The sequence below is a fragment of the Cryobacterium sp. HLT2-28 genome, from assembly GCF_004402495.1.
Classification (GTDB): domain Bacteria; phylum Actinomycetota; class Actinomycetes; order Actinomycetales; family Microbacteriaceae; genus Cryobacterium; species Cryobacterium mannosilyticum.
Genome location: NZ_SOFH01000008.1, coordinates 17,637 through 42,897 on the forward strand (window position 1 = coordinate 17,637; position 25,261 = coordinate 42,897).

Genomic DNA, 25,261 nt, shown 5'->3' on the forward strand with positions numbered 1-25,261 from the left:
TCAGCCTTTCAGCCCCGCCAGGGCGAGATTCAGTTCGAGAACGTTCACCGTCGGTTCGCCCAGATAACCGAGTTCCCGTGCCGCAATCCTAGACTCGACCAGCCGCCGAACCTCCGCCACGGCCACGTGGCGGGCAGCGGCGACCCGGGTCACCTGCAGCCGCGCATAGGCCGGGCTGATGTCGGGGTCTAGGCCGGAGGCCGACCGGGTCAGGGCATCGGCCGGGATCCGATCGGGCGCCACCGCGTTGAAGTCGGCGATCGCACGTTTCTGGCGGACGATCTCGGACACCAGGGCGGGATTTTCCGGACCCTGGTTGCTGCCGCCCGACGCCGCGGCGTCATAGCCGGTGCCGGCCGCGGAGGGTCGTGGCTGGAACCATCCGGGGTGTGGCGCGCCGGTTGAATCGGTAAAGGATTGCCCGATCAGCGCGGAACCGACGACGTGCCCTCCCTGCCGGAGCAGAGATCCGTTCGCCTGGCCAGGAATGGCGGTCTGGCCGATCGCGGTCACGACCAGGGGGTAGGCCAGGCCGAGCGCGACGGTCAGAACGAGCATGGCGCGGAGGGCGACTCCGAAGTGGCGGGTGTTCGTGCGAGGTGAGGCCATGGTGCTGCTATCCGTTTCTTTGGGGCTCAGAACTCGTCGGGCTTCAGAACCCGGGAGCCAGGGCCACGACGAGGTCGACGAGTTTGATGCCGATGAAGGGGGCGATCACTCCGCCGAGGCCGTAGACCAGCAGGTTCCGGCTGAGGATCTGGGACGCGGCCAGGGGCCGGTAGGCGACGCCGCGGAGTGCGAGCGGGATCAACACGATGATGATGACCGCGTTGAAGATGATCGCGGACATGATCGCCGACGCCGGCGAGTGAAGTTGCATCACATTGAGCACCGCGAGGCCGGGGAAAACCCCCGCGAACATGGCGGGGATGATTGCGAAGTACTTCGCGAGGTCGTTGGCGATGGAGAACGTGGTCAGGGCGCCGCGGGTGATCAGGAGTTGTTTGCCGATTCGCACGATATCGATCAGTTTGGTCGGATCCGAGTCGAGGTCGACCATGTTGCCTGCCTCTTTTGCGGCGCTGGTCCCGGTGTTCATGGCCACGCCGACGTCGGCCTGGGCCAGAGCGGGTGCGTCATTGGTGCCGTCACCGGTCATGGCGACGAGATTGCCGCCCTCCTGTTCCCGGCGGATCAGGGCGAGCTTCTGCTCCGGCGTCGCCTCCGCCAGGAAATCGTCGACCCCGGCCTCGGCGGCGATGGTCTTCGCGGTGAGTGGGTTGTCCCCGGTCACCATGATGGTCCGGATGCCCATGGCCCGAAGCTCTGCGAAACGCTCGGCGATGCCTTCCTTGACGATGTCCTTGAGGTAGACCACGCCGAGGATGCGCCGGGCTCCGTGGCCGTCGGCCGCCGCCACGACCAGCGGTGTTCCGCCGACCCGGGAGATCCGGGCCACGGCATCATCCAGCTCACGGGACACGGCCGGGTCGAGCTCGGAGGTCTCCTGCACCCACGCGAGCACCGCCGAACCGGCGCCCTTCCTGATCGACGATCCGTCGGCCAGGTCGATTCCGCTCATCCGGGTCTGCGCGGTGAAGGGCACGATCTCACCCTCCAGGCTGCCCTGGTGCCGGAACCCGGTCGTGGCCGCGAGATCCACGATCGACTTCCCCTCCGGGGTCGGGTCGCTGAGCGAGGACAGGGCTCCGGCCCGCACCAGCTCCGACTCGACCACCCCGGCCAGCGGCGAGAACTCGCGCGCCTGCCGGTTGCCGTAGGTGATGGTGCCGGTCTTGTCGAGCAACAGGATGGTCACGTCGCCGGCGGCCTCCACCGCCCGCCCTGACATGGCGAGCACGTTGCGCTGCACAAGCCGGTCCATTCCCGCGATTCCGATAGCCGACAGAAGCGCGCCGATGGTGGTGGGGATGAGGCAGACGAGCAGGGCGACCAGCACAGGCACGCTGACGGCCGCGGCCGAGTACCCGGCGATCGGATTGAGGGTGAGCGTGACGACGAGGAAGACGATGGACAGGCCTGCCAGGAGGATGCCGAGGGCCGTCTCGTTGGGAGTCTTCTGACGAGACGCCCCCTCGACGAGCGCGATCATCCGGTCGACGAACGTCTCGCCGGGGTTGCTGGTGATCCGCACCACGATCCGGTCGGAGAGCACCCGGGTGCCACCGGTGACCGCACTGCGGTCGCCGCCGGACTCCCGCACCACCGGGGCGGACTCGCCCGTGATGGCCGACTCGTCGATGGTGGCGATTCCCCAGACGATGTCGCCGTCGCCGGGGATGAGTTCGCCGGCTACGACGACCACGGTGTCGCCGACCCTGAGGTCGGCGGAGGACAGTGTCACGAGGTCCTGTCCCTCCGCGCCGCCGTGAACGGCGGGGTCGTAGCCGGTCACCCGGTGGGCGCTCGTGCTGGTCCGGGTCTGGCGGAGGCTGTCGGCCTGGGCCTTGCCTCGGCCCTCCGCCACGGATTCGGCCAGGTTGGCGAAAACGACGGTGAGCCAGAGCCAGGCCGCGATGCCCGCGGTGAAGCTCGGCGGCACGGCCGCGCCCCCGGATCGGGCGGGGCCGCCGAGGAACGGTTCGGCGACGGCGAGCACCGTCGTCAGTGCGGCGCCGACCTCGACGATGAACATGACGGGATTGCGCCACATCCGGCGCGGATCGAGCTTGCTGAGGGCGCCGGGGAGGGCCGCGACCAGCTGCCGGGAGCCGATGGCGCCCGGCTTGGCGGTTCGCTTCCGCTCCGGGCCTGACCTCCCGTTCACGTCGGTGGAATCCGTGAGTGTCGTCATGGTGTTTACTGCAGCCCTTCCGCCAGGGGACCCAGCGCGAGTACGGGGAAATAGGTCAGGGCGGTGATGATGATCGTGACTCCGATCAGCAGACCGACGAACTGGGGCCTGTTGGTGGGCAGGGTGCCGCTGGTCTCCGGGACCGGTACCTGGCCGGCCAGCGCGCCGGCCAGGGCGAGGACGAAGACGATCGGGAGGAAACGGCCGAGCAGCATCGCCACGCCGAGCGCGGCGTTGAACCACGGGGTGTCTGCGGTGAGGCCCGCGAACGCGGAGCCGTTGTTGTTCGACGCGGACGTGAAAGCATAGAGAACCTCGGACAGGCCGTGGAGGCCCGGATTCGCGATCGAGGTTGCCTCGACATCCGTTCTCACCGCGGGGATGGCGAAGCTCAGCGCCGTCCCGGCCAGCACCAGGCTCGGCGTGACCAGGATGTAGAGGCTGGCGAGTTTGATCTCGCGCGGTCCGATCTTCTTGCCGAGGTACTCCGGCGTGCGGCCGACGAGGAGGCCGGCGATGAACACGGTGATCACCGCGAGGATGAGCATGCCGTAGAGTCCGCTTCCCACGCCGCCAGGGGCAACCTCGCCCAGCATCATGTTCAGCATCGGCATCATCCCGCCCAGGGCGGTGAATGAGTCGTGCATCGAGTTCACTGCCCCGGTTGAGCTGAGCGTGCTCGCGGTGGCGTAGAGCGCGGAGCCGGCGATCCCGAAACGGGTCTCCTTGCCCTCCATCGCGCCGCCGGCCGCTTGCGGGGCCGTGCCGGATCCGGACGACTCGAACACCGTCAGCAGGGTGAGCGAGACGGCGAAGATCGCGGCCATGGCGCCCAGGATCGCGTATCCCTGCCGCCTGTCGCCGACGATGGCGCCGAAGGTGCGCGGCAGGCTGAACGGGATGACCAGCATCAGGAACACCTGGAACAGGCTCGTCCAGGCCGACGGGTTCTCGAACGGGTGGGACGAATTCGCATTGAAGAAGCCGCCCCCGTTCGTGCCGAGTTCCTTGATCGCCTCCTGCGACGCGACCGGCCCGCCCGGAATCGTCTGGGTCCCTCCGCTGAGCGTGGTCAGGTCCGTGAAGCCGTTGAAGTTCTGGATGACCCCGCCGACCATGAGCACGATGGCCGCCACGATCGACAGCGGCAACAGCAGCCGCAGGATGCCGCGGGTCAGGTCGACCCAGAAGTTGCCGATCGTTCCGGTCCGGTGCGCCGCGAAGCCGCGGACCAGGGCGATCGCGACCGCGATGCCCACCGCGGCGGAGACGAAGTTCTGCACGGCGAGTCCCAGGATCTGGATGCTGTAGCCGAGGGTGACCTCAGGCGAGTAGGACTGCCAGTTCGTGTTGGTCACGAACGACGCTGCGGTGTTGAAGGACAGTCCCGCCGGGACGGCAGGCAGGCCGAGCGAGTAGGGCAGGATCGCCTGGGCGCGCTGCAGCGCGTAGAGCGACAGCACCCCGACGAGGGAGAACGCGAGGACGCTGCGCAGGTAGGACTGCCAGGTTTGAGAGGATCGAGGATCCACCCCGATCAGCCGGTAGAAGCCACGCTCGACGCGGAGGTCTTTCTGCGACAGGTAGAGCCTCGCCAGGTAGTCGCCGAGGGGCCGGTGCACCACCGCGAGGAGGAGGGCCAGGGTCAGCGCCTGGAGCACGGCCAGCCACACGACCATCAGAACCGCTCCGGCTTCACGAGGGCGAAGACAAGGTAGCCGACGGCGGCGACGGCAAGAACCGCCGCGATGACGTCAAAGACGATCACAGCCGCTCCACCCCCCGGGCGACGACCCAGAGCAGGGCGAACACGGCGATCACGCCGAGCAGGTAGACGAGGTCCAACACAAGAAATCTCCATCCGGAGCGAACCGTGCCCCTGGTCGGGGCCGGATACGAGTGGTACAGCACGAGTAGACACCGGCACTGACCCACGAGTCCGAGTCCTTACGATTCCCATGCGCCGCGGGCCGTGAACCTAACGGTTCCCGCTCAGGGACGAACCCCGCCGGCATCGACAAACGGCTCCGCACACGGCAGGATCGACGGCGCAGGGCTGCAACCCCGTTGCGAGGGGGAAACCGAGCGGGAGAGCCATGTTCGAGGACAGGAGCGATGCCGGCCGGAGACTGGCCGATCGGCTGGCGGTGCTGGACCTTCACGACCCGGTGGTCTACGCGCTGCCCAGGGGAGGTGTTCCGGTCGCCGTCAGGATCGCCGAACGGCTGCACGCCCCCCTCGACCTTCTCTTCGTCGGCGGTTCCGGAGCCGGCCGGTCAGCACGCCGCGAATCGACCGAACTGGAGCGCCGCCGCATCCGCTACCGCGGCGCCCGACCGCCGGTGCCCGCGACGGGCCGGGTCGCGCTGGTCGTCGACGACGGCATCGCGACCGGGGCCACGATCAGGAAGGCGCTGGCGGAGCTTCGGAGCCAGGGGGCCGCCCTGGCAGTGGTCGCGGTCCCTGTCGCACCGGCCCGGGTCATCGCCGAGCTCGGGGAGGTCGCGGACCGGGTCGTCGTCCTGGAGTCACCCGAGGACTTCTGGGCGATCGGCCCGTTCTACCAGGATTTCCACCAGCTCTCCGATGACGAGACCGTCGATCTTCTGCGCGAGTTCTGGGCCGGTGCGTGACACCGCCGGCGAAAACGCCGGCGCACGCGCGCGCACCGCCGTCGGCGGCACCGGGCAGAATGGAACGTGTACCTATTGGCCGGACGTACCGGCAACGGGGAGTTCCTCGTCGTTCCCCTCGACTCCACGGGGCTCGAGATCGCGCCCGCGCGCCGGCTCTCGTTCGCCGAGTTCCTGGGCGAGGTCATCGCGGCCGAAGAGGGGTCGCCTCGCTGGGTCTGGGAAGACACGTCGCGGCTCTACCCGTTGCTCCTCGCCGCGGGGGTGCGGGTGCAACGCGGCCACGACCTGCGCCTCTGCCACGCCATCCTCCGCCAATCGTCCCTGACGGCGACGAGCGACCTTGCCACGGCGGCCCCGAGCCGCTGGGACAACGGGCTCGTCGTTCTGCCGGAGGAACCATCACCCGGCTCGACCCTGTTCGACCTCGGCTTCGCCGAGGATGGGACCGCTGAGGCCTCATCGGACTCCGACGCGCAGGCAGAGTTCCGGCTGCAGCTCGCCGCAGTGGCCGCCTGCGCGGAGCCCGGTCGGCTCCGCCTCCTCCTGGCCGCCGAATCGGCCGGTGCCCTGATTGCGGCCGAGATGCAGTTCGCCGGGCTGCCCTGGCGCACCGAGGTGCACGACCGGCTCCTCACCCGCGAGCTCGGCCCGCGCGTGGCTCCCGGCCTGCGGCCGGAAAAGCTCGAGAGCCTGGCCCGCCGCATCCGAACCGAACTCGGCGACCCCCAGGTGAACCCGGATTCCCAGCAGGACCTGCTGCGCGCCCTCCAGCGGGTCGGCCTGTCGATGAGTTCCACCCGCGCCTGGGAGCTGCAGAAGCTCGAGCACCCGGTCATCGCGCCGCTGCTCGAGTACAAGAAGCTCGCCCGGCTTCTCAGCGCCAACGGCTGGTTTTGGATGGACACCTGGATCGTCAACGGCCGGTTCCACCCGGAGTACCTTCCCGGCGGGGTGGTGACGGGCCGCTGGGCCACCCGCGGTGGCGGAGCGTTGCAGTTGCCCAAACAGGTGCGCGGAGCCGTCATCGCCGACGACGGCTGGAAACTCGTCGTGGCGGATGCCGCGCAACTGGAACCGCGCATCCTGGCCGCGCTGTCGGCCGACACCGCCATGGCAACGGCGGGCCGGGGCACCGACCTCTATGCCGGGATCGTCGCCAGCGGCGTCGTCGAAACCCGCGACCACGCCAAGGTGGCCATGCTCGGCGCGATGTACGGCGCGACCACGGGGGAGAGCGGGCGCCTGCTGCCCCGCCTGGCCAGGGCCTACCCTCGCGCTCTCGCCCTGACCGAGACGGCCGCCCGGGCCGGCGAACGCGGTGAGACGGTGACGACCAGGCTGGGCCGTTCCTCACCCCGTCCGGGCGAGAGCTGGCTGGCAACGCAGGCGCAGGCCTACCACCCCGGGGCGACGGATGCCGACGAGCGCCGGGCGCGCAGCCAGGCGAGGGACTGGGGCCGATTCACCCGCAACTTCATCGTGCAGGGCAGCGCCGCGGAGTGGGCGCTCTGCTGGATGGCCGAGATCCGCCGGGAACTCCGCCTGCTGCGGGCACCGGAGGGAACCGTTCCGGGAGCCTCCCCGGTCTTCTCCGACGCCCCCCACCTTGTCTTCTTCCTGCACGACGAGGTCATCGTGCACACCCCCACGGGTCTGGTGGAGGAGGTCGAGCGGATCGTGACCCGGGCGGCGGCCACGGCCGGCCGGCACTTGTTCGGCGATTTCCCGGTCGATTTCCTGCTCACCGTCGCCACCGTCGACAGCTACGACCAGGCGAAATGAGCCGGTCCGCCTGAACCGAACCTGCCGAGGGGATCAGGCGACGGGCACGGGGCGCCGGCCGCGGCGCGGCCTCACGGCGCTCAGTCCGCGCTGGAAGGTGGCGGCGCGCGGATCCAGCAGCGACTCCCCGACGGAGTCCAGCCAGGCGACCGCGGCGGAGGCGAGGGCGGTGCGCGCACCGGCCTCCAGCAGCTCCTGTCCGATCGGGGACGCCTGGTTCCCGGAGGGCTCGGCGCTGGCGAGCCAATGCTCGCGGTAGCGCCCGATCAGGGCGAGGGAGTCGACGTGGGGGAGCGAGGAGGCGAGCAGCACCCGGTCGACGAGATCGTTCCACTCCTCGCCGCGCGGGCTCTCGACCGATATGAGCCAGTCCAGCGCCTCCGCCCGGCCCGAGGTCGTGATGCGATACAACGGCAGGCCGTCGGCTGTCGCCCCTCCCGACTCGACGGCCCCCTGCTTGACCAACCGCTCGAGGGTGCCGTAGATCTGGCCGACATTGACCGCGCGGCGACCGGCCGTTCGCGACTCCAGTTCGCCGTGCAATTGGAAACCGTAGGCCGGTCCAATGGTGAGGATCGCCAGCAGGGTGGTGCGAACGGACACAGGGCCTCCGATAGATTCCTCGATAACCATACCGAGTATGCCCAAGGCGATCAGGCAACGCCGCGCAGATCCTTGTGATTTCACGGTCGGCTGAGGCATAATTGCGCTAGCGGCCCAAGGGCCGTACAAGTTCACAGCTTCGCTGCAGTGCGCATCGTTTCAGCAGTGTTTCGTTCAGAGGTCGTTGGGGAAGACGCATCTCACAGAACGGAGAAGAAACGATGGCGGCAACAACGGCAACACAGACTCGCCAGGCACCGTCTGCGCGAGGAGTACTTTTTGTGCACTCATCGCCTCGTGCGCTGAGCCCCCACGTCGAGTGGGCGGTCGGTCGCGCGCTCGGTGAGGCGGTGAACTTCGACTGGTCAGACCAGCCGGTACTCAAGGGCGCCCAGCGGGCCGAGTTCTACTGGGAGGGCGAGCCGGGAACCGGCGCGACCCTGGCCTCGGCGCTGCGCGGCTGGGAACACCTGCGCTTCGAGGTGACCGAGGATGCCGGGCTCGGCACCGATGGCGGGCGCTGGCTGCACACACCCGACCTGGGCATCTTCTTCAGCCAGACGGATACCGCCGGCAATGTGGTGATCCCGGAGGACCGGGTGCGCAGCGCCATGGAACGCGCCGGGGCGAACGCCCTCGAACTGCACCGGGAACTCCGCCTGGCGCTCGGGCAGGCCTGGGACGACGAACTCGAACCGTTCCGCCACGCAAGCGATTTCAACTCCGTCGTCTGGCTGCACAAGGTCGGCTGAACGACATCGACTCCCCGAGGATGGCGCATGGCGCGTTGACCGGTTGACTCTTCCCGGTGGCGCGTGAGCGAAATACGAGGGATCTCAAAGAAATGACCCCGACCGGAACCCGGTCGGGGTCATTCTGTGCCACAGGGCCGGCGCGGCTACACCGAGCGGAACCCGACGACGGCGTTGTGGCCGCCGAATCCGAACGAGTTGCTGATGGCGAGGAGATCCCCGGCCGGAAGCGCCCGCGGCGTGGTCACCACGTCGAGGGGGATGTTCGGGTCCTGGTTGGCCAGGTTGATGGTCGGCGGCGCGATGCGGTCGGCGAGGGCGAGCACGGTGAACAGCGCCTCGATCGCGCCGGCGCCGCCGAGCAGGTGGCCGGTGGACGCCTTGGTCGCCGAGACGGGGATGCCCTCGAGCAGGTCACCGAAGACGCGGCGCAGCGCGTTGTATTCGGCGATGTCGCCGACCGGGGTGCTGGTGGCGTGCGCGTTGATGTGCGAGACATCCGACAAGGAGGCCCCGGCGTTGTGGATGGCCGTGATCATGGCGCGGGCGGCCGCCGAGCCCTCGGGGTCGGGGGCGGTGATGTGGTACGCGTCGCTGGTGACGGCGCCGCCGACGAGCTCGGCGTAGATGCGTGCCCCACGTGCCTTGGCGTGCTCCTCGGTCTCGACGACGAGCGCGGCGGCGCCCTCGCCCAGCACGAAGCCGTCCCGGGTGATGTCGTAGGGGCGGGACGCGGTCGCCGGGTCGTCGTTGCGCTTGGACAGCGCCTGCATGGCGGCGAAGGACGCAATCGGCAGCGGGTGGATCGCGGCCTCGGACCCGCCGGCGATGACGATGTCGGCGAGCCCGGCCTGAAGCCGGTTGTAGGCGTTGACGAGTGATTCAGTGCTCGAGGCGCACGCGGACACGACAGTGGTGATGCCGGCGCGGGCGTGCAGGTCCATCCCGATCGCCGCTCCGGGGCCGTTCGGCATGAGCATGGGGACGGTCATCGGGAGGACGCGGCGGGGGCCGCGCTCGCGCAGCGTGTCCCAGGCGTCGAGGAGGGTCCAGACCCCGCCGATTCCGGTGGCCCAGTCGACGGCAAGTCGTTCGGGGTCTGCCTCGGGGGAGCCGGCATCCGCCCATGCCTCGCGCCCGGCGATCAGGGCGAACTGGCTGGAGGGGTCAAGGCGTTTGGTCTCGTGGCGGGCGAGCACCTCGCTGGAGGGGACCTTCGCCTGGGCCGCGAACGTCACGGGAAGCTGGGTGCGCTCCACCCATTCATGGTCCAGCGTGCTGGCACCGGATTCGCCGTTGAGCAGGGCCGCCCAGCTTTCGGCGGCCGTGCCGCCGAGCGGGGAGGTCGCCCCGATGCCGGTGATAACGATCTTTTTGGTCATGACGAGACTCTCTATCAGCGTGGAAACGGTGGGCCTGACCCACAGATCAGGCCGGACGGCAGCTGCCGGCCGGCCTGTTCCTTGGTGGGGTTAGTCCTGTGCCTTGACGATGAAGTCGACGGCGTCGCCGACGGTCTTGAGGTTCTTGACCTCTTCGTCGGGGATCTTCACGTCGAACTTCTCTTCCGCGTTGACGACGATGGTCATCATCGAGATCGAGTCGATGTCCAGGTCGTCGGTGAACGACTTCCCCAGCTCGACCGTGTCGGCAGCGATGCCCGTCTCGTCATTAATGAGCTCGGCCAGGCCGGCAAGAACTTCTTCGGTGGACAATGCCATTTTTTTCTCCTTGGGGGTGTCTCTCGTATGACCGAGATTCAGTTTAGAGGTCTTGCGGGGGATCTACGGGAGGACGACGACCTGCGCGCCGAAGACCAGGCCGGCTCCGAAGCCGATCTGGAGGGCGAGGCCGCCGCTCAGTTCCGGGTGCTCCTGGAGCAGCCGGTGGGTGGCCAGCGGGATCGACGCCGAGGAGGTGTTGCCGGTGGTGGCCACGTCCCGGGCGATCACGACGGACGCCGGGAGCTTCAGCTGCTTGGCGAATTCGTCGATGATGCGCATGTTGGCCTGGTGCGGGATGAACGCGGCGAGCTGGTCGCTCTCGATTCCGGCGGCCTCGAGGGCCTTCTTGGCGACCTTGGCCATGTCCCACACGGCCCAGCGGAAGACGGTCTGGCCTTCCTGGCGGAGAGTCGGCCACTCGGTCTCGCCCCTGCGGTACTCCTGCAGGGTGCTGTTCATGGTGATCGCGTCGGCTTTCGACCCGTCCGAACCCCAGACCGTGCTGGAGATCCCCGGGTAGTCACTCGGGCCGATGACGACGGCGCCGGCGCCGTCGCCGAGCAGGAACGAGATGCTGCGGTCGGTCGGGTCGACCAGATCAGACAGCTTCTCAGCGCCGACGACGAGGGCGTAGTGCGCCACGCCGGTGCGGATCAGGGCGTCGGCCTGGGCGATCGCGTAGGTGTAGCCGGCGCAGGCGGCGTTCACGTCGTAGGCGGCGGCCGGGTTCGCGCCGACCCGGTCGGCCAGAACGGCGGCCATCGACGGCGTCTGGCGGCCGTTGCTGATGGTCGCCACGATGACGGCGTCGATCAGCTTCGGGTCGATGCCCGACTTCTCGATGGCCTCCCGGGCTGCATCCGTGGCCAGGTCGACGGCCTGGATGTCCTGGCCGGCCCGGGTACGGCTGATGATCCCGGTGCGCTGCTGGATCCACTCGTCAGAGGAATCGATCGGCCCGATGAGGTCAGCATTGGGAACCGACAGGTCGCCGCGGGCGGCGCCGACGGAGAGAATACGGGTGTACTGGGGACCGTGCGACTGCTGGAGTGTTGGCTTGGTCATGATCTCTTTCGGTCAGGCTTGGTTCTGCTGGTCGATCAGGTCGAACGCTGCGGACAGATCGTCCGGCGTCTTGATCGCGACGCTGGGCACGCCCTTGAGCGCACGCTTGGCAAGGCCGACGAGGGCTCCCGCCGGTGCGACCTCGATGATGCCGGTCACTCCCGCAGCGGCAAAGGACGCCATGCACAGGTCCCACCGTACCGGCGAAGAGACCTGGGCCACCAGCAGCTCGACGAAGCCGGCCCCGCTGGAGACGAGGCTTCCGTCCCGGTTCGACCAGATCGGCAGAGTGGGGTCGTGGGGGGTCAGCCCGGCAGCGACCTGGGCGAGTTGCTCGACCGCAGGCTGCATGTACCGGGTGTGGAAGGCCCCCGCAACCTGGAGCGGGATGACCCTGGCTCGGGCCGGAGGGGAAGCGGCGAGGGCAGCGAGGGCGTCGGGCGAGCCGGCCACGACGATCTGGCCGCCTCCGTTGAAATTCGCCGGTTCGAGCCCGAGTTCGTCGAGGCGGGCCAACAGCTCCGTCTCGTCGGCGCCGATCACGGCGCTCATCCCCGACGGCTCGATGGACGCCGCCCGGGCCATGGCGCTGCCACGGTCGCGCACGAAGCCGACCGCCTCGGCGGGGCTCAGGATGCCGGCTCCGGCGGCGGCCGTGATCTCACCGACGGAGTGACCGGCAATACCGGCGATCTGGCCGCGGCGTCCACCGGCGAGGAGGGCATCGAGGGTCAGCAGTCCCGCCGCGACGATCAGGGGCTGCGCGATCTTCGTGTCGCGGATCGTGTCGGCGTCGCTGATCGTGCCGTGCCGGACGAGGTCGATCCCACAGGCATCCGAGATCTCGTCCAGACCGGCGGCGAAGCCTGCGTCGCGGAGCCACGGCTCGAGGAATCCGGGGGTTTGCGAGCCCTGGCCGGGGCAGACGACAACAATCATGTGACCAGTCTCCCAAGCTCATTTCCTGGACGGGTGTCGAGTGCGCACCAAGTATTCGCGAAACGTTTGTTGATAATCACCAGATCGGACGTCTCGGTCACCGGCGTCGGGTGGAACCGTCGTGATCGCTGATCGACCCGATAATCAGGGCCGCTTGGAGGATAAGGGCCTCCCGCGCCCCGGTGGCGTCGTAGCCGATCACCTCGGACACCCGCTTGAGCCGGTAGCGCACGGTGTTGGGATGCACGAAGAGTTCTCGGGCCGTCGCCTCGAGCGACCGGCCGTTGTCGAGGTAGCACCAGAGGGTGGTCAGCAGTTCGGTGGAGTGCGCCTGGAGCGGGCGGTAGATGCGGTGGATCAGCGTCGCCCGGGCGAGGGGGTCGCCGGCCAGGGCTCGTTCTGGCAGGAGATCGTCGGCCTGCACGGGGCGCGGGGCGTTCCGCCAGGAGCGGGCGACGGCGAACCCGGCCAGCGCTGCCTTGGCGCTCTTCGACGCGTCGACGAGGTTGGGAACCTCGTGGCCGAGCACCAGGTGCCCGGCGCCGAAGCTCGGTTCCAGCTGAACGGCGATCTCCATGAAGCTCAGGGCGGATGCCGTGCCGATGGCCTCCTCGGCTTCGGTCGGTTTCGGGTGGGCCCGGCCGATGACCAGGACCAGCCGGTTGCCCTGCACCCCGATCAGCACGTCCGCGGCCATGTGCCTGGCCGAACGCCGCAGCTGGTCCACGTCGAGCATCTTCGGCGTCGTGCCGACGAGGACGCACACCTCGCCGTGACCGTGCCAACCGAGCGCGGCGATGCGGCTGGGCAGTTCGTCGTCGTACTCGCCGCTGAGGATCGAGTCGACGACGAGGGCCTCGAGGCGCACGTCCCAGAGGCCGCGCGCCTCCGCGGCCCTGGCGTAGACATCCGCGGCCCCGAATGCGATCTCCCGGGAGTACAGCAGAATGGCCTCCCGGAGGAGTTCGCTGCCGTCCTTCACCCGTTCCTCGACCACCTCGACGGTGACCCGGATCAGCTGCAGTGTCTGCTGAAGGCTGATCGAGCGGAGGAGTTCCCGGGGGGCCGCGCCGAAGACATCCGCCGCGATCCATGGTGTGGACCGCGGGTCGTCGAACCAGGAGATGAACGACGTGATGCCTGCCTGGGCGACCAGCCCGACGGCGGACCGCCGCCCCGGCGGCATGTCGCCGTACCAGGGCAGCGTGTCCTCGAGCCGTTTCAGGGTCGCCGTGGACAGCTCGCCGGAAATCGTGCGCAACCAGCTGAGCGTCTGTTCCTTTGTCTTCGGAGCGGGTGCCACGGGGCCTTAGCTCTCGCCCCCGGCCGAGCCGGTGGTGCCCGCGGTCACATCGTACAGACGGTACTTCGCGATCGCCTGGCCGACGAGACTGCGGTCCACCTCTCCGCGGCGGGAGAGCAGTTCGAGGGTGCGAACGACCATGGACGGTCCGTCGATCTTGAAGAAGCGCCTCGCGGCCGGCCGGGTGTCGGAGAATCCGAACCCGTCCGCACCGAGCGTTGCGAAGTCGCCGGGCACGAACTGGCGGATCTGGTCGGGTACGGCGTGCATGAAGTCGGTCACGGCGACGAACGGTCCGGCTGCGCCGGCGAGCTTCTCCGTGACGTACGGGGTACGGGGCGTCTCATCGGGGTAGAGGAAGTTGTGCTCCTCCGCGGCGATGCCGTCTCGGCGGAGTTCCGCCCAGGACGTCACCGACCAGACGTCGGCCGACACACCCCAGTCGGCGGCGAGCAGCGCCTGCGCCTCGAGTGCCCACGGCACCGCCACGCCGGAGGCGAGGAGCTGGGCCTTGGGCCCGGTGATCGGCGAGTGGTTGATGCGGTGGATGCCGCGGACGATACCGTCCACGTCCACCTCTTCCGGCTCGGCCGGCTGCACGGCCGGCTCGTTGTACACCGTGACGTAGTACATGACGTTCGGGTCGGGGTGCTGCCCGCCGTACATGCGCTCGAGGCCGGACCGCACGATGTGCCCGATCTCGTAGCCGTAGGCCGGGTCGTAGGACACGACCGCGGGATTGGTCGAGGCCAGCAGGGGAGAGTGGCCGTCGGCGTGCTGGAGACCTTCGCCGGTGAGGGTGGTGCGGCCGGCGGTCGCACCGATCATGAACCCGCGGGCCATCTGGTCACCCGCCGCCCACATGGCATCGCCCGTGCGCTGGAAGCCGAACATCGAGTAGAACACGTAGATCGGGATCAGCGGCTCACCCTGGGTGGCGTAGGAGGTTCCCACGTTGGTGAAGGCTGCCATGGCGCCCGCCTCGTTGATGCCCACGTGCAGGATCTGGCCCTGCGGGCTCTCCTTGTAGGCGAGCAGCTGGGCGTGGTCGACCGAGGTGTACTGCTGGCCGTTCGGGTTGTAGATCTTCGCGTTCGGGAAGAATGCGTCGATGCCGAAGGTGCGGGCCTCGTCGGGGATGATCGGCACGATCCGGTTGCCGAAGTCCTTCGCCCGGAGAAGCTCCTTGAGCAGCCGGACGAAGGCCATCGTGGTCGCGATCTCCTGCGTGCCGGAGCCCTTCTTGGTCGGCGCGTAGGTGGCGTCGCCCGGAAGGTTGATCTGGGTGTACTTGCTGCGGCGTTCCGGCAGGTAGCCGCCGAGCGCGCGGCGGCGCTCGTGCAGATACTGGATCGCCTCGTCGTTGTCGTCCGGCCGGTAGTACGGCGGAAGGTACGGGTTCTCCTCGAGCTGGGCATCCGTGATCGGGATGCGGGTGCTGTCGCGGAAGGTCTTCAGGTTGTCGAGGGTGAACTTCTTCATCTGGTGGGTCGCGTTCCGGCCCTCGAAGCTCGGGCCGAGCGCGTAGCCCTTGACGGTCTTCGCCAGGATGACGGTGGGCTGGCCCTTGTGTTCGGATGCCGCCTTGAACGCCGCGTACACCTTGCGGTAGTCGTGGCCGCCGCGCTTGAGGTTCCAGAGTTCGTCGTCGGTGTAGCCCTCGACGAGCTTGAGCGCGCGCGGGTCGCGACCGAAGAAGTGCTCGCGGACGTACGCGCCACTCTCGGCCTTGTACGTCTGGTAGTCGCCGTCCGGGGTGACGTTCATCAGGTTCAGCAGGGCGCCGTCGACGTCGCGCGTGAGCAGGTCGTCCCACTCGCGGCCCCAGACCACCTTGATGACATTCCAGCCGGCGCCGCGGAAGAAGCTCTCCAGTTCCTGGATGATCTTGCCGTTGCCGCGCACGGGTCCGTCGAGGCGCTGCAGGTTGCAGTTGATGATGAAGTTGAGGTTGTCGAGACCCTCGTTCGCGGCAACCTGGAGCTGGCCGCGGCTTTCGACCTCGTCCATCTCGCCGTCGCCGAGGAACGCCCAGACCTGCTGGTCACTGGCGTCCTTGATACCGCGGTTGGTCAGGTACCGGTTGGTCTGCGCCTGGTAGATCGCGTTGATCGGCCCGAGGCCCATCGACACGGTCGGGAACTGCCAGAATTCGGGCATCAGGCGAGGGTGCGGGTAGGAGGAGATGCCGTTCGGGCCGTGGGACTTCTCCTGGCGGAAGCCGTCGAGCTGGTCGTGGGAGAGGCGGCCCTCGAGGAATGCCCTGGCGTAGGTGCCGGGGGAGGCGTGGCCCTGGATGAAGACCTGGTCGCCGCCGCCCGGGTGGTCCTGGCCGCGGAAGAAGTGGTTGAAACCGACCTCGTACAGGGCGGCGGAGGACGCGTAGGTCGAAATGTGGCCGCCGACGGAGATGCCGGGGCGCTGGGCGCGGTGGACGAGGACCGCGGCGTTCCAGCGGATCCAGGCACGATAGCGGCGCTCGATGTCCTCGTCGCCCGGGAAGTCCGGTTCGTTCCCGGCGGCGATCGTGTTGATGTAGTCGGTTGTCGGCACCATGGGCACGCCCAAGTGCAGTTCCTTGGACCGCTTGAGCAGGCTCAGCATGATCTCCCGGCCGCGCTGGTGTCCCTGCGCGGCGACAAGCGAATCCAGCGATTCAGACCACTCCGCGGTCTCCTGCGGGTCCGCATCCGTGCTGTTCACCGAGTACGGGTCCTGGTCGTTGACAGTCACAATCGACCTCTCTGTCCTGGGCAGACCGTTGTTCTGTTCTGCCGAATTAGGCGTGCCGGATTGCGGTCGGGTGGGACCAATGGCACTTCGCAAGCCTACAGATTCCGGCTGTGGTCCGCGCACGCCGCTCTGCGGGCTCTTCGCGGGGTGCAAGGAGGCATTCTTGGTTCCCACAACCGGCGGGGCTAGGCTGTGTCGCTGCGCTCCACTTCACCGGTGGGCGAGGGAAAGGAAGCGCTCCATGGCTTTGGAAAACGACACGCAGGCACCCGACTTCGAACTGGTCAACCAGTTCGGGCAGCGCATCCAGCTCAGCCAGTTCCGGGGAGAGAAGTCGGTGGCGCTGGTCTTCTTCCCGCTGGCCTTCTCCGGAATCTGCAGCGGTGAGTTGTGCGAGCTGCGCGACAACATCGGGCTCTTCGCCGATAGCGCGGTGGAAGTGATCGGCATCTCGGTCGACTCGAAGCACACCCTGCGCGCCTGGGGCGAGCAGGAGAAGTACACGTTCAACCTCCTCGCTGATTTCTGGCCGCACGGTGCCGTCGCCAAGGAATACGGGGTGTTCCTCGAGGACAAGGGGTTCGCCAATCGGGCGACGTTCCTCGTCGATCGACAGGGCATCATCCGGGCGAGCTTCATCACCGCCCCGGGCGAGCCCCGTTCCCTGGGGGCGTATTGGGCCGCGATCGAGGAACTACAGCCCGCCTGACAGTCGGGTAGGGCCCGTCCTGGAACCGGCACGCGGCATCCGTGCGCTGAATCTGTATAGTGGTGAGCGACCCATCAGGGTCGAAGCGCAGGGGCCTTTAGCTCAGTTGGTAGAGCGCCACGTTTACACCGTGGATGTCATCGGTTCGAGCCCGGTAGGGCCCACCCCTGGACGCCGAATCTCCGCCCCGTTCGCCGGGCGGAACGGGGCTCATGATCGAATGTCCGGCAGCACCACGTTCACTGGCGCTGAGTGCCGCGATACGATGTGAGGAGTGCGGCGATTCGCGTCGCTCCCAGCCAGTACGGAAGCCATTCGCTCCATTGAGGAGCTGAGAGGTCGTGACGGCCCATGTTTCCCTGGCTCCCAGCCTGGATCCTCCACGCGCGTCGTCAGGTCGACGCCGGGGCGGGGGCGTGATGGCGTCCTCTGACCGTCGAGCCTTTGCCGCGGCCGCCCTGGAGCTTTCCGAGGCGGCGGAGGGCAACCCCGATCTCTGCCGGCCGTTCCTCCGTGCCCTCCCGATCACGGGCGCTGCGATTTCGACCCTCGGCGCTCCTTTCGGGACCGAAACCGTCTGCGCGAGCGACGACCGGGCCGCTCAGATCGACGAGTTCCAGTTCGACCTCGGCGAGGGTCCGTGCTGGGAGGCCCTGACGACCCGGCGGCCGGTACTCAGCGCCGACATCCGGCATACGTCGGGTTCCTGGCCGATTTTCGCCCGGGCCATCGCGACAACGGATGTCGGCGGTCTCTTCGCCTTCCCCATGTTCATCGGCTCGCTCAACATCGGCGCGGTAGACCTCTACTCCACCCGGCCCGGCAGCCTGTCAACGTCGCAGATCGACGACGCGACTGTGCTCGTGGACCTGGTCGCACGCCAGGTCCTCCGGCGAGCGTTGCCGGCTCGTCCGGAAGTGCCCGGTGTGATCGAGGAAGAGGGGTATTCGCGGCGGGTGGTGCACCAGGCAACCGGGATGCTGTTGGCGCAACTTGACCTCCCGGCGGCGGATGCATTGCTCGTGCTTCGCGGCTATGCTTTTTCTCACGGTAGGACGGTGCGTGACGTTGCAACTGATGTAGTGGCACGGAAGATCACTTTTCCGGCAGAATACGACGGCTCCTAGTGCGACGTCCTTCTTAGAATGGGTTCATGGTGACCAAGACACGTGAAGGTCAGTTGGTTGAGACCTTCGTCACTTTGGCGGACACACTCGTCGTCGGCTACGACATCGTCGACCTGTTGCACACGCTCGTCGACAAGTGCGCCCTCTTGTTCGAGGCGTCCGCCGTCGGCATCATCCTCTCCGCCGGCGAAAACGACGAACTCGAGGTTGTCGCCTCGACCAACGAGCGTAGCCGCCTCGTCGAAATCCTCCAGCTTCGGGCCGGGAACGGACCGTGCGTAGAGTGCTACACGACGGGCAGGCCCGTTGCGATCCCCGACCTCGACGTCGTGGCACCCCAATGGCCCAGGTTCCGTGCCGGGGCGCTCGAATTGGGCTTCAAATCGATGCATTCCGTTCCCCTCCGCCTGCGTCAGACGACGATCGGCTCACTCAACCTCTTCTGGGACCGCCTCGGTGGCCTGGGAGCGGACGATCTCCTCACCGTCCAGGCCCTCGCGGACACGGCCACGATCGGCATCCTGCAGGAGCGGGCCCTGCGCGAGAGCGGCGTCGTGCGGGCGCAGTTGCAGCATGCGCTCAACAGCCGGGTACTGATCGAACAGGCCAAGGGCGTCGTGGCGTACACCCGCAACTCGAACATGGAGGAGGCCTTCGACGTGCTGAGGTCCTACGCCCGGAACAAGGGCCTGCCCCTCGTCGAGGTGGCCGAAAGGGTCGTCAATCGCAGGCTGTCCCTCTGAGCCCGCCCGGGTGCCCGATTCCCGGGTGGCCGATTCCCGGGTGGCCGGCGCGAGGTGACTGGTCCTCGTGACTTGCCCCTGAAACACTCGCTCGCCGGCAGGGATCGCTTTATACTGAAAGCGCGCCCCAGACCCCGGCAGCACCGCCATTTGGTGAGCTTCGGAGGGACGACCATGAAACGCATTTTTCACCCGGGGGGTTCAGTCGTCACGGGCAGCGATCTTGCTGACGCGGTGATGGAATACGCCGAGTCGCTGAGCGGTCGGAGCCAGGTTGACGTGGTCGACATCCCCGTGCTCACCGATTCGGGCCTGCCGGCCCGGGCCCGGTTCCTGATCGGGGCGTCCAGCCAACTGGTGAGTGTGACGAGCGAGCCGATCCTTCGCGAACTCATCGAGTCAGGGACGTCCGAGGACCTGCGCCGCCGAGCGCTCGTCGGCGCGGATACGGCGCTGGTCGGCTGGACGGGCGACGGTCTCGACTCTCCTCAGTTCGACGAGTTCGACTACTGATCGTCATCCTCTCCCTCGAACGAGCCCGTTTCGTTGCCGGGACCTTGGCCTCTATCCGTCTCTGACCTGGGCGGCGACGATGGTGGCGTTGCCGGGCAGCGGAGGAGCACCTGATGAACAAGCGGATTGTGGTTGGGCTGAGCGGACGGCCGACGGACGAGGGCGCCATGCGGTGGGCCCTCGGGTACGCTGCGCCACGCCGGTTCGAGGTCGATCTCGTGCATGTGGTCGACGAAACCTGGGGAGACATCCCGGCCGGCTTCCGTGGCACTGCCCGGGCCCAGGCCGAGACAGAACTCGCCAGGGAACTGGCCGAAGCGGTCCGCCTGGAACCGAACCTCGACATCCACTCCACAGTGCTGGTCGGGTCCCCGACCGCGGCGCTGGCGAAGAGGGCCGCGGGCGCGGAACTCCTCGTTGTCGGCTCCCACGCCCTCGGCCGGTTCCGTGACTACGTGTTCAGCACTCGCGCCGCCCAGATCGCCGCTCGCGCGCCCGGATCGGTGGTGGTGGTCCCGGACCGCGCGGAGTCGCCGGGTCGCGGCGTCGTAGTGGGGGTGGACGGGTCTGACACCTCGCTGGCGGCCGTGCGGTTCGCCGCCGAGGAGGCCGACCGACACGATGAGCCGTTGACCGCCGTCTATTGCTGGAGCGCGCCGACCCCATGGACGGCGGAAACCGCGCTGATCGATTGGCCGATGGAGCCGGACGACTCCGACCGCCTCGTGCTGGCCGAGGCCGTTGCCGGGCTGGCCACGCAGTATCCGGACCTCGACCTCGACCTCCGCCTTGAGGTCGGACTTCCCCCAGAAACATTGGCCAGGGTCGCGGCCGGTGCCAGGCTGCTGGTCGTCGGCAGCCACGGAAGGCACGGCCTGCAGCGCTTCTGGCTCGGCTCGGTCAGTCAGGTGATCGTCCTCACGATGCCCTGCCCGGTGGCGGTGATCAGGCCCGCGCTGAGCGGGTCAGAATCGAGCAGGTCAGAATCGAGCGAGGCCGGACTGGGTGAGGCCGAATCGAGCGAGGCCGGACCGGGTGAGGCCGAATCGTCCTGAATGTACCGGTCGCGTCAGGCTCGGGCGATGAGCACGGGCACCGTGATATTCATCAGCACGTCGTGGGTGACCGAACCGACGACCGACTGGGTCACCGCGTGGGGGTGGGAGACTCCGAGGATCAGGAGCGATGCGCCGTTCCCGGCGTCGAGGAGAGCCTCCGCTGGTTCCCGGTGCACCAACCGGCGTCGAACCGTGATCAGCGGGGCGGCCTGTGTGGCGCGGTCGGCGGCGTCAGCGAGGAGCCGTTGGGCCGCACCCGTGCTGCCCGCCAGATCAATGGACGGGTGCACATGGCTCACCGGCAAGGCGTGCACCAGCAGCAGGTCCTGGCCCAGACGGGCGGCCTCGCGCGCCCCGCGAACGACGGCGGCGGCGGACCCGTCGAAGCGGTCGATGCCGACAACGACCCCCCGCCTGGTGTCGAAGGTGGTGTCGGGTGCGACCGCAACCGAGCAGCGGGCGGCTGCAGCCACCTGAACACTCCGGGAGCCGAGCACGCGCCCGTGCAGAAAACCGGTCTTGTGGGTTCCGACAACCAGGAGATCGTCGGAGGACGGCAGGCCGGCCAGGGTCCACGCCGGGCTGCCGTGCACGATCCTTGCACCCACGTCCACTCCCGGATACCGGCGCCCCGCCTCGGCCAGTTCGACATCCAGCAGTTCCCGGCCCCGCCGCTCGGCCTCGGCGGCATAGCCCGCTCCGAGCAGTCCCCATTCATCGTCAACGACGTGGACGAGGACGACCGGGCTGCTCTCTCCGGCCGCGCGGGCGAGTGCCCAGCGGATTGCTGCGCGACTCGGGCCGGATCCGTCAGCTCCGATATAGGTTGTCACGGCTCCACCGGGTCCGGCACGCGGTCAGGTCGCGGGATCACCGCCACGGGGCACTTGAGGTTGAGCAGCACGTCGTGGCTGACCGAACCGAGGAAGAGACTGCCGACCGCGCCACGGCCGTGCGTGCCGACCACGACCAGTTCGGCCTCCCCGGAAGCGCCGACGAGGACCATGGCCGCGGGACCCTGTTCGAGAACATCCCTGACCTCCAGCCCGGGGTGGGCGGCGCGCACGCGCCCGGCGGCCTCGGCAAGGATGGCGGAGTGAGCCTCCCTGAGCTCGGCGAACGGGATGACCGCCCCGTATTCGACCGCAATGGTGGCCGGAATCGACCAGGCGTGCACGACGTCGAGCACCCGTCCCCGTCGCACCGCCTCGCCGGCCGCGAAGGCGAGCGCTCCCGCGGCTGTGGCATCGTCCGCGAATCCGGCAACGATGCTCCCGGCCTTCGGCTTCCAGGTGGCGGGCACGACGACCACCGGGCAACGCGAGTGTGCGGCAAGGCGCAAGGGCAGGGTTCCATAGACGGCGCCGGCCAGGACCCCTGTCTTGTTCGTGCCGATGACCAGCAGATCAGCGGATTCCGAGGCCCTGACCAATTCATCGGCCGGCACGCCGCGTCGCACGTAGCTCGTCTTCTTGACGTTGGGGGCCTCATGCTCGACCCGCCGGGTCGCGTCGGCGAGAGCCCGTTCATAGACCGGCTGGAAGTCGTCGTCGGGCCTGCCCGCCGGGGCCCAACCCAGTTCGACGACGGTCGTCAGTTCGAGGTTCACGGGCTGGCCCTTCGCCCGTTCGAGGGCCCAGTCGAGGGCGGCCGTGCTGGCCGGGCCCCCGTCGATGGCAACGACCACTCTTTCGACCATGACCGGACTCCGTTCCATCCTGGAAAACCGCACCATTCCTCGGTCTCACCAAGGTTCGCAGGGTGAACCCGGTGGGGAAAGGGCCGAACGTCCCACGCGAGTAGAATCCGTGCAAGAGACCGAGAGGCGGACCATGGCCATGCCCCCTGAACGCATGCTCAGCACCGTCACCGACCGGCTTCCCCTCCTGGCCGCGGCAACCGAGCCGGAGGTGCGCCTGCGCAGCCTGCTCCAGGCCAGCCAGTCCGTGGTCGAGCAACTGGACCTCTCCGCCGTGCTGCGCCGCATCGTCGACGTCGCGGTCGAACTCGTGGGGGCGCGCTACGGCGCCCTCGGCGTGATCGGGTCGAACGGCGGGCTCGAGCAGTTCCTCCACGTCGGCATGCCGGATGGTCTGGCCGAACGGATCGGACACCTGCCGGTCGGCCGGGGTCTGCTCGGGGCTTTGATCGATGACCCGCAGCCGATCCGTCTGGCCAGGCTCGGAGACGACGACCGGTCGGTCGGCTTCCCGGAGGGACATCCGCCGATGGACGGTTTCCTGGGTGTTCCGGTGCGGGTTCGCGGAACGGTCTTCGGGAACCTGTATCTGACCGAACCGGCGGCGGGCGCCTTCAGCGGCGAGGACGAGGAGCTGCTCAGCGCACTTGCCGCCACCGCCGGGATCGCGATCGAGAACGCACGCCTGTTCGAGGAGACCCAGCGACACCAGCGGTGGTCGGCCGGCACCGCGGAGATCAGCGCGGCGCTGTTATCGGAACGGGCCGACGACCCGCGGGCGCTGCTCGCCGATCGGCTGGCGGCGATCGCGGATGCCGACCTCGTCTGCGTCGTCGTGCCCGGAAGCTCCGAGACACTCCTGGTCGACACCGCACGAGGCGTGCTCGCCGACCAGGTCCGCGGTCTCGTCTTCCCGGCATCCGCTGCGGTGTGCGGGCGGTCGCTGGAAAGCGGCCAGCCCTTCCTGACCTCCGGCGCGGCCGGGCATCCGGACGGGGCGATCCTGATCGGACCGGCCATGGTGATTCCGCTGCGGACGAGCGGTCGGCCCGACGGGGTGCTGACGGCGTCGCGCCGGGCGGGGCGACCCGGCTTCTCGCCCAGCGAGCTGGAGATGGCAACCGACTTCGTCGCGCAGGCCGGTGTCGCACTCGAACTGGCCAGAGGCCGGGCGGTGCGGCAGCGGCTGGCCGTACTCGAGGACCGCAGCCGGATAGCACGGGATCTGCACGACCAGGTGATCCAGAGGCTGTTCGCTGCCGGGCTGGGTCTGCAGGCCATTGCCGGCACGGTTGTCGAGCCGGACCTCAGGAATCGGATCCTCGACCAGGTCACGGCGCTCGATGCCGCCGTCTCCGAGATCCGGACGGCCGTCTTCGCCCTCTCGGCCCAGATCCACCCCGACCGGCCGTCGGTTCGGCACCGGATCCTCGACCTGCTCGCCGAACTCGGCCCGCTCTTCGAGAACCCGCCGCGGATCACCTTCTCCGGCCCGATCGACCTGCTCACCCCCGACGCGCTGGCCGACGACCTCGTGGCGGTCCTCCGTGAGGGGCTGACCAATGTGCTCCGTCACGCCGAGGCCAGCGAGTCAACGGTGTCCGTCGGGGTTGCCGGCGACACCATCACGGTCGACATTCTTGATGACGGGGTCGGGCCCCTCGGGGCCGACAGGTCAAGCGGCCTGGCCAATCTGGCGGCGCGTGCCCGGAACTGGCAGGGTGCGCTGTCCCTGACCGCCGTCGACACGGGCGGAAGCCTGCTTCGATGGAGCGGGCAACTCACCGCCGAACGGGAAGGGCAGGCACAATGATCCGCGTCTTCCTGGTCGACGACCACGAGGTCGTGCGCCGAGGCGTCGCCGATCTGATCAACGCGGAAGCCGATCTCGAGGTCGTGGGGGAGGCGTCGACGGCCAGGCAGGCGGTGGCGCGGGTCGCCGCGACGCTGCCGGACGTTGCCGTTCTCGACGTGCGCCTGCCCGACGGCAGCGGGATCGACGTCTGCCGTGCGATCAGGTCGAAGAACCCAACGGTGCAGTGCCTGATCTTCACGGCATTCGACGATGACGAGGCCACCTACGCCGCGGTTCTGGCCGGGGCGTCCGGCTACGTGCTCAAGGACATCCGTGGCCAGCGGCTGATCGAGAGCATCCGGCGGGTCGCCCTGGGCGAGACCCTGGTCACCCGGAAGGTTGCCGCGCACGTGGTCACCGCGCTCGGGACCGATCGGGCCGAACCGGCGGCAACCCTCACCGCCAGGGAACGCCAGGTCCTCGAACTCATCTCGCGGGGCCTGACCAACCGCCAGATCGGCGAACACCTCGACCTCGCGGAGAAGACGGTCAAGAACTACGTCTCCGGGCTGCTCGGAAAACTCGGGATGCAGCGGCGCACCCAGGCCGCCGTCTTCGGCGCCGAACTGCACCACCACGAACCGGCCGCCACGGTCCGGAATCGGTCAGTCGGTCCCGGTACGCTGGCCGAATGAAACCAGAGCGTATTGTGCCGGTCGTTCCCGGCCCCGGGCAGGAGTCGGTCTGGGACTACCCGCGTCCGCCCCGCATCGAGCGGAGCACCGAGCAGGTGGTGGTCCTGCTGGGCGGCACCGTCATCGCGGACACGTACGACGCGGTGCGGGTTCTCGAAACCAGCCACCCGCCGGTCTACTACCTGCCGCGAACGGCGTTCCGCCCGGGCAGCCTGGTGCCCGCCGACGGGCGGTCGATCTGCGAGCACAAGGGCCAGGCTGCCTACCTGACCGTGATCGCGCCCGGCCGGCGCGAGGAGGCCGCGGCCTGGACCTACCCGTCGCCGTGGGGCGGCTATGAGGAACTCGCCGACCGGGTGGCCGTGTACCCGGGCCGGATGGACTCGTGCACCGTAGACGGTGAGGTCGTGCAAGCGCAACCCGGGGACTTCTACGGCGGCTGGATCACCTCTCGGGTGGCCGGTCCGTTCAAAGGTGCGCCTGGCACGCTCGGCTGGTGAGCTCCCTGACGGGGAACTGCCGGCCGCGGCGCCCGGCGCTCAATCCGCCGAACAGACCTGAGCATTCTTC

Annotated in this window: 25 protein-coding genes and 1 tRNA gene; 12 read left to right on the forward strand and 14 right to left on the reverse strand. The window is 68.6% G+C overall.

Going from position 1 to position 25,261, the window contains the following annotated elements; translation table 11 throughout:
* Genes kdpC through E3O48_RS17530 form a run of 5 tightly spaced genes read right to left on the reverse strand, consistent with a single transcriptional unit; the run spans position 1 to position 4,726 of the window.
* Positions 1 to 609, reverse strand: a complete 609-nt coding sequence (gene kdpC, locus E3O48_RS03150) for a potassium-transporting ATPase subunit KdpC (protein ID WP_134537303.1) — start codon at positions 607 to 609, stop codon at positions 1 to 3.
* 43 nt (positions 610 to 652) lie between these two features.
* The gene (gene kdpB, locus E3O48_RS03155; protein WP_134506347.1) at positions 653 to 2,815 is read right to left on the reverse strand and encodes a potassium-transporting ATPase subunit KdpB; all 2,163 of its coding nucleotides are present in this window, start codon (positions 2,813 to 2,815) and stop codon (positions 653 to 655) included.
* A 5-nt stretch (positions 2,816 to 2,820) separates the two neighbouring features.
* Complete coding sequence (kdpA, locus tag E3O48_RS03160) at positions 2,821 to 4,494, reverse strand: potassium-transporting ATPase subunit KdpA (protein ID WP_134537304.1); 1,674 nt, start codon at positions 4,492 to 4,494, stop codon at positions 2,821 to 2,823.
* The gene (gene kdpF, locus E3O48_RS03165; protein WP_134506350.1) at positions 4,494 to 4,583 is read right to left on the reverse strand and encodes a K(+)-transporting ATPase subunit F; all 90 of its coding nucleotides are present in this window, start codon (positions 4,581 to 4,583) and stop codon (positions 4,494 to 4,496) included. The genes kdpA and kdpF overlap by 1 nt, the downstream gene beginning before the upstream one ends.
* Entirely contained in the window at positions 4,580 to 4,726 is a 147-nt protein-coding gene (locus E3O48_RS17530; RefSeq protein WP_166788600.1) for a hypothetical protein, read from the reverse strand. The genes kdpF and E3O48_RS17530 overlap by 4 nt, the downstream gene beginning before the upstream one ends.
* Positions 4,727 to 4,911: 185 nt before the next feature.
* On the opposite strand from E3O48_RS17530, the gene E3O48_RS03170 reads away from it, so the two are divergent.
* Positions 4,912 to 5,448 carry a phosphoribosyltransferase gene (locus E3O48_RS03170; protein WP_134506352.1) on the forward strand — a complete coding sequence of 179 codons (537 nt, stop codon included), beginning with the start codon at positions 4,912 to 4,914 and terminating at the stop codon, positions 5,446 to 5,448.
* 66 nt (positions 5,449 to 5,514) lie between these two features.
* Entirely contained in the window at positions 5,515 to 7,233 is a 1,719-nt protein-coding gene (locus tag E3O48_RS03175) for a bifunctional 3'-5' exonuclease/DNA polymerase (protein WP_134537305.1), read from the forward strand.
* 33 nt (positions 7,234 to 7,266) lie between these two features.
* Here E3O48_RS03175 and E3O48_RS03180 read toward each other — a convergent pair whose 3' ends face one another.
* A complete protein-coding gene (locus E3O48_RS03180) occupies positions 7,267 to 7,836 on the reverse strand; it encodes a PadR family transcriptional regulator (RefSeq protein WP_166788601.1) in 570 nt (189 codons plus the stop codon).
* A gap of 221 nt (positions 7,837 to 8,057) precedes the next feature.
* On the opposite strand from E3O48_RS03180, the gene E3O48_RS03185 reads away from it, so the two are divergent.
* Positions 8,058 to 8,588: a DUF3145 domain-containing protein gene (locus E3O48_RS03185; protein ID WP_134506357.1), complete on the forward strand. Its 531-nt coding sequence runs from the start codon at positions 8,058 to 8,060 to the stop codon at positions 8,586 to 8,588.
* A gap of 146 nt (positions 8,589 to 8,734) precedes the next feature.
* Here the strand turns inward: E3O48_RS03185 and E3O48_RS03190 are convergent, their stop codons facing one another.
* From E3O48_RS03190 to aceE, 6 genes are all read right to left on the reverse strand, one after another.
* Positions 8,735 to 9,970 carry a beta-ketoacyl synthase gene (locus tag E3O48_RS03190; protein ID WP_134506359.1) on the reverse strand — a complete coding sequence of 412 codons (1,236 nt, stop codon included), beginning with the start codon at positions 9,968 to 9,970 and terminating at the stop codon, positions 8,735 to 8,737.
* A gap of 90 nt (positions 9,971 to 10,060) precedes the next feature.
* A complete protein-coding gene (locus tag E3O48_RS03195) occupies positions 10,061 to 10,309 on the reverse strand; it encodes an acyl carrier protein (RefSeq protein ID WP_134506361.1) in 249 nt (82 codons plus the stop codon).
* Positions 10,310 to 10,372: 63 nt separating this feature from the next.
* Positions 10,373 to 11,377, reverse strand: coding sequence for a beta-ketoacyl-ACP synthase III (locus E3O48_RS03200; protein ID WP_134537306.1), 1,005 nt, complete (start codon positions 11,375 to 11,377; stop codon positions 10,373 to 10,375).
* A 12-nt stretch (positions 11,378 to 11,389) separates the two neighbouring features.
* The gene (locus E3O48_RS03205; RefSeq protein ID WP_134506365.1) at positions 11,390 to 12,316 is read right to left on the reverse strand and encodes an ACP S-malonyltransferase; all 927 of its coding nucleotides are present in this window, start codon (positions 12,314 to 12,316) and stop codon (positions 11,390 to 11,392) included.
* Between the two features lie 97 nt (positions 12,317 to 12,413).
* Positions 12,414 to 13,619, reverse strand: coding sequence for a CdaR family transcriptional regulator (locus tag E3O48_RS03210; protein ID WP_134506367.1), 1,206 nt, complete (start codon positions 13,617 to 13,619; stop codon positions 12,414 to 12,416).
* A 6-nt stretch (positions 13,620 to 13,625) separates the two neighbouring features.
* The gene (aceE, locus tag E3O48_RS03215; protein WP_134506369.1) at positions 13,626 to 16,352 is read right to left on the reverse strand and encodes a pyruvate dehydrogenase (acetyl-transferring), homodimeric type; all 2,727 of its coding nucleotides are present in this window, start codon (positions 16,350 to 16,352) and stop codon (positions 13,626 to 13,628) included.
* A 241-nt stretch (positions 16,353 to 16,593) separates the two neighbouring features.
* Between aceE and E3O48_RS03220 the strand changes: the two genes are divergently transcribed.
* From E3O48_RS03220 to E3O48_RS03245, 6 genes are all read left to right on the forward strand, one after another.
* Complete coding sequence (locus E3O48_RS03220) at positions 16,594 to 17,061, forward strand: peroxiredoxin (protein WP_134506371.1); 468 nt, start codon at positions 16,594 to 16,596, stop codon at positions 17,059 to 17,061.
* A gap of 91 nt (positions 17,062 to 17,152) precedes the next feature.
* Positions 17,153 to 17,225, forward strand: a tRNA-Val gene (locus tag E3O48_RS03225).
* A gap of 255 nt (positions 17,226 to 17,480) precedes the next feature.
* Entirely contained in the window at positions 17,481 to 18,188 is a 708-nt protein-coding gene (locus tag E3O48_RS03230; RefSeq protein WP_134537407.1) for a GAF and ANTAR domain-containing protein, read from the forward strand.
* 26 nt (positions 18,189 to 18,214) lie between these two features.
* Complete coding sequence (locus tag E3O48_RS03235) at positions 18,215 to 18,931, forward strand: GAF and ANTAR domain-containing protein (RefSeq protein ID WP_134537307.1); 717 nt, start codon at positions 18,215 to 18,217, stop codon at positions 18,929 to 18,931.
* A 174-nt stretch (positions 18,932 to 19,105) separates the two neighbouring features.
* On the forward strand, positions 19,106 to 19,444 hold the full coding sequence (locus E3O48_RS03240; RefSeq protein ID WP_134506377.1) for a hypothetical protein: 339 nt from the start codon (positions 19,106 to 19,108) through the stop codon (positions 19,442 to 19,444).
* Positions 19,445 to 19,557: 113 nt separating this feature from the next.
* The gene (locus E3O48_RS03245; protein ID WP_134537308.1) at positions 19,558 to 20,499 is read left to right on the forward strand and encodes a universal stress protein; all 942 of its coding nucleotides are present in this window, start codon (positions 19,558 to 19,560) and stop codon (positions 20,497 to 20,499) included.
* Between the two features lie 14 nt (positions 20,500 to 20,513).
* Here E3O48_RS03245 and E3O48_RS03250 read toward each other — a convergent pair whose 3' ends face one another.
* Together E3O48_RS03250 and E3O48_RS03255 are read right to left on the reverse strand one after the other, a co-directional pair.
* A complete protein-coding gene (locus E3O48_RS03250; protein ID WP_134537309.1) occupies positions 20,514 to 21,335 on the reverse strand; it encodes a universal stress protein in 822 nt (273 codons plus the stop codon).
* Positions 21,332 to 22,201 carry a universal stress protein gene (locus E3O48_RS03255; protein ID WP_166788602.1) on the reverse strand — a complete coding sequence of 290 codons (870 nt, stop codon included), beginning with the start codon at positions 22,199 to 22,201 and terminating at the stop codon, positions 21,332 to 21,334. The genes E3O48_RS03250 and E3O48_RS03255 overlap by 4 nt, the downstream gene beginning before the upstream one ends.
* A gap of 133 nt (positions 22,202 to 22,334) precedes the next feature.
* Here E3O48_RS03255 and E3O48_RS03260 point away from each other — a divergent pair, with 133 nt between their 5' ends.
* The 3 genes from E3O48_RS03260 to E3O48_RS03270 are packed head-to-tail and all read left to right on the forward strand — an operon-like array spanning position 22,335 to position 25,191.
* Complete coding sequence (locus E3O48_RS03260; RefSeq protein ID WP_166788603.1) at positions 22,335 to 24,014, forward strand: GAF domain-containing protein; 1,680 nt, start codon at positions 22,335 to 22,337, stop codon at positions 24,012 to 24,014.
* Positions 24,011 to 24,691 (forward strand): response regulator transcription factor, encoded by a 681-nt coding sequence (locus E3O48_RS03265; protein WP_134506387.1) that lies wholly within the window; start codon positions 24,011 to 24,013, stop codon positions 24,689 to 24,691. Before E3O48_RS03260 ends, E3O48_RS03265 begins: the two co-directional genes overlap by 4 nt.
* On the forward strand, positions 24,688 to 25,191 hold the full coding sequence (locus tag E3O48_RS03270) for a DUF427 domain-containing protein (RefSeq protein ID WP_134537312.1): 504 nt from the start codon (positions 24,688 to 24,690) through the stop codon (positions 25,189 to 25,191). The genes E3O48_RS03265 and E3O48_RS03270 overlap by 4 nt, the downstream gene beginning before the upstream one ends.
* The last annotated feature ends 70 nt before the right edge of the window (positions 25,192 to 25,261 follow it).

Bases quoted from the DNA above. Each gene is read 5' to 3' on its own strand.
- kdpC (WP_134537303.1), bottom strand. From the start codon at position 609: ATGGCCTCACCTCGCACGAACACCCGCCACTTCGGAGTCGCCCTCCGC.
- kdpB (WP_134506347.1), bottom strand. From the start codon at position 2,815: ATGACGACACTCACGGATTCCACCGACGTGAACGGGAGGTCAGGCCCG.
- kdpA (WP_134537304.1), bottom strand. From the start codon at position 4,494: ATGGTCGTGTGGCTGGCCGTGCTCCAGGCGCTGACCCTGGCCCTCCTC.
- E3O48_RS03170 (WP_134506352.1), top strand. From the start codon at position 4,912: ATGTTCGAGGACAGGAGCGATGCCGGCCGGAGACTGGCCGATCGGCTG.
- E3O48_RS03185 (WP_134506357.1), top strand. From the start codon at position 8,058: ATGGCGGCAACAACGGCAACACAGACTCGCCAGGCACCGTCTGCGCGA.
- E3O48_RS03190 (WP_134506359.1), bottom strand. From the start codon at position 9,970: ATGACCAAAAAGATCGTTATCACCGGCATCGGGGCGACCTCCCCGCTC.
- E3O48_RS03195 (WP_134506361.1), bottom strand. From the start codon at position 10,309: ATGGCATTGTCCACCGAAGAAGTTCTTGCCGGCCTGGCCGAGCTCATT.
- E3O48_RS03200 (WP_134537306.1), bottom strand. From the start codon at position 11,377: ATGACCAAGCCAACACTCCAGCAGTCGCACGGTCCCCAGTACACCCGT.
- E3O48_RS03205 (WP_134506365.1), bottom strand. From the start codon at position 12,316: ATGATTGTTGTCGTCTGCCCCGGCCAGGGCTCGCAAACCCCCGGATTC.
- E3O48_RS03220 (WP_134506371.1), top strand. From the start codon at position 16,594: ATGGCTTTGGAAAACGACACGCAGGCACCCGACTTCGAACTGGTCAAC.
- E3O48_RS03230 (WP_134537407.1), top strand. From the start codon at position 17,481: ATGGCGTCCTCTGACCGTCGAGCCTTTGCCGCGGCCGCCCTGGAGCTT.
- E3O48_RS03235 (WP_134537307.1), top strand. From the start codon at position 18,215: ATGGTGACCAAGACACGTGAAGGTCAGTTGGTTGAGACCTTCGTCACT.
- E3O48_RS03240 (WP_134506377.1), top strand. From the start codon at position 19,106: ATGAAACGCATTTTTCACCCGGGGGGTTCAGTCGTCACGGGCAGCGAT.
- E3O48_RS03245 (WP_134537308.1), top strand. From the start codon at position 19,558: ATGAACAAGCGGATTGTGGTTGGGCTGAGCGGACGGCCGACGGACGAG.
- E3O48_RS03255 (WP_166788602.1), bottom strand. From the start codon at position 22,201: ATGGTCGAAAGAGTGGTCGTTGCCATCGACGGGGGCCCGGCCAGCACG.
- E3O48_RS03260 (WP_166788603.1), top strand. From the start codon at position 22,335: ATGGCCATGCCCCCTGAACGCATGCTCAGCACCGTCACCGACCGGCTT.
- E3O48_RS03265 (WP_134506387.1), top strand. From the start codon at position 24,011: ATGATCCGCGTCTTCCTGGTCGACGACCACGAGGTCGTGCGCCGAGGC.
- E3O48_RS03270 (WP_134537312.1), top strand. From the start codon at position 24,688: ATGAAACCAGAGCGTATTGTGCCGGTCGTTCCCGGCCCCGGGCAGGAG.